Raw genomic sequence first — 2,835 nt, forward strand, 5'->3', positions numbered from 1 at the left:
TCGGCGGGGGATGTGGAGGCGGCGGGGTTGTCGGTCGTACGGCATCCACTTCTGAGCGCCGCCGTCCCCTCACCCGATTCGGGCCTGGTGCTGACCGGGCGACTGTCCATGGGCGATCAGGCATGGCTGGGCGACCACCAGGTTCTGGGCTCGGTCCTGCTGCCCGGCAGTGCCTTCGTCGAAATGGCGGTGAGGGCCGCCGACGAGGCCGGCTGCGACGTGCTGCGCGAACTCACCCTGCACGCGCCGCTCGTCGTGCGGGAACCGGCCGGCGTTCAGGTCGTCCTTGGCGAGCAGGATCCTTCGGGCGACCGTTCCGTGAACGTGTACTCCCGGGTCGGCGACACGTGGGCGCACCATGCCGAAGGCATTGCCGGCACCGCCGGGGACCAGCCGTCGTTCGACCTGACGCAGTGGCCCCCCACCGGCGCGTCCCCCGTGGATCTCGACGGCTTCTACGAGGAGGCCTCCGAGGCCGGCCTCGTGTACGGGCCGCTGTTCCAAGGACTGAGAGCGGCCTGGCGCCGGGGTGACGAGGTCTTCGCCGAGGTGTCGCTGCCCGACCAGGCCGACCGCGAGGGCTTCGGCCTGCACCCCGCGCTGCTGGACGCGGCCCTGCACGCCGTGGCGCTGACGGACACCGTCGAAGGGGCGTCCCTGCCCTTCGCCTGGTCGGATGTGCGTCTGTACGCCTCGGGCGCGAGCGCGCTACGGGTACGGATCAGCCCCTCCGGCGCAGGCACGTCACTGGAGATCGCGGATGCGACCGGCCTGCCGGTCGCGTCGGTGGGTGGCCTGGTGCTGCGACCGGCCTCCGCCGATCGGCCGGTCGCCTCCCGCGACTCGTTGTACGAGGTGCGATGGGTCCCCGTCCCCACCCCCGCTGCGCCGCGGGAGAACTCCGAGGTGGTCGTTCTGCGGGCGGTCGGGGTTGGTCAGGTGCTGGAGGAGTTGCGGGCGTGGCTGGTCGAGGAGCGGGCCGGTCGGTTGGTGGTGTTGACCCGGGGTGCGGTGGCGTTGCCGGGTGAGGATGTGACGGATCTCGACGGTGCCGCGGTGTGGGGTCTGGTGCGTTCGGCGCAGTCGGAGAATCCGGGGGTGTTCGTCCTGGCGGACGCGGAGGAGGCCGATCTCGGGTTGGTGCTGGGCTCGGGTGAGTCCCAGGTCGTCGTTCGCGCCGGACAGACGTTCGCGGCCCGGCTCCGGCGGGTGACCGAGGTTTCGCGACCCGCCCGGGTCCGCGGTCCGGTGCTGATCACCGGTGGAACCGGCACGCTGGGCGGAGTGGTCGCCCGGCATCTGGTCACCGAGCACGGGGTGGACCGGCTGCTGCTGCTGGGACGACGCGGTCTCGCAGCGCCCGGTGCGGCCGAGCTGGTGGCGGAGCTGTCCTCACTGGGCGCCCAGGCCGAAGTGGTCGCCTGTGACGCGGCGGACCGGGCGGCGCTGGCCGAGGTGCTGGCCGGCCGTGACATCGGTGCGGTCGTCCACGCGGCCGGTGTGCTGGACGACGGGGTGATCACGTCCTTGACGCCCGAGCGGATCGACGCCGTGTTCCGGCCGAAGGTCGAGGCCGCCCGCAACCTGCACGAGCTGACGAAGGACCTGTCGGCGTTCGTGATGTTCTCGTCGGCGGCCGGTGTGATGGGTTCGCCGGGTCAGGGCAACTACGCCGCCGCCAACGCGTACCTGGACGCTCTCGCGACCCACCGCCGTGCCAACGGCCTGCCGGCCGTGTCGCTGGCCTGGGGTTTGTGGGATCTGGCCAGCCAGATGAGCGGGACCGCCGACCGGGACCGCCTGGCACAGGGCGGTGTGCTGCCGTTGTCCACCGAGGAAGGGCTCGCGCTGTTCGACGCCGCGCTCGGCCTCGACCAGCCCGCACTGGTACCGGTCAGGTTGCGGCTCCAGGGAGACGTACCGGACATCTTCCGTGGCCTGGTTCGCGGAGTGACACGCCGGACCGTGGACTCGACCGGATTGGCCGCGGGGTCCCTGGCCGAACGACTCTCGCGGTTGCCCGTATCCGAGCAGACCTCCCTGCTGCTGGAGATGGTCCGTGGCCAGGCGGCGTCGATCCTCGGGCACTCCAACGCGGACGCTGTCTCGTCCGAACGCGCGTTCCGCGACCTGGGGTTCGACTCGCTGGCCGCCGTGACCTTCCGCAACCGGTTCGCCGAGGCAAGCGGCCTGCGACTGCCCGCGACACTCGTCTTCGACTACCCGACCCCTGCCGCGCTGGCCAAACACCTGGTGGAGCAGCTGACAGGAACCTCCTCGGCGACCGTCGAGCCCGTAGCCACCATGGGCGGCTCCGACGAGATCGCGATCGTCGGGATGGCGTGCCGATACCCGGGTGGTGTGAACTCACCCGAAGACCTCTGGAAACTGCTGACCGACGGAGAGGACGCGATCTCGGCGTTCCCCACCGACCGTGGCTGGAACCTCGACCGACTCTATGACCCGGCGTCGGAGCGTTCGGACACGATCTACGTGCGCGAGGGCGGATTCCTCGATGACGTGGGGGGCTTCGACGCGGGTTTCTTCGGGATCAGCCCGAACGAGGCGCTCACCATGGATCCGCAACAGCGATTGCTGCTGGAGACGTCCTGGGAGGCTCTGGAGCACGCCGGAATCGATCCGATCTCGCTGCGCGGCAGTGTGACCGGGGTGTTCGCCGGAATGATGCACCACGACTACGCCTACAGCAGCAACTCGGGTGCGGTCGCCTCCGGCCGGGTCTCCTATTTCCTCGGCCTGGAGGGGCCGGCGGTCACGGTGGACACGGCGTGTTCGTCGTCGTTGGTGGCGTTGCATCTGGCGGTGCAGGCGTTG

The 2,835-nt window shown here is 70.6% G+C and carries 1 protein-coding gene; it reads left to right on the forward strand.

Annotated elements, in window-relative coordinates; all coding sequences use genetic code 11:
* Positions 1-12: 12 nt before the first annotated feature.
* On the forward strand, positions 13-2,835 hold a 2,823-nt coding region (locus tag ACLQ2R_RS39380; RefSeq protein WP_425966526.1), incomplete at its 3' end, for a type I polyketide synthase.

The organism is Streptosporangium sp. DT93 (assembly GCF_049844535.1).
Lineage (GTDB): Bacteria > Actinomycetota > Actinomycetes > Streptosporangiales > Streptosporangiaceae > Streptosporangium.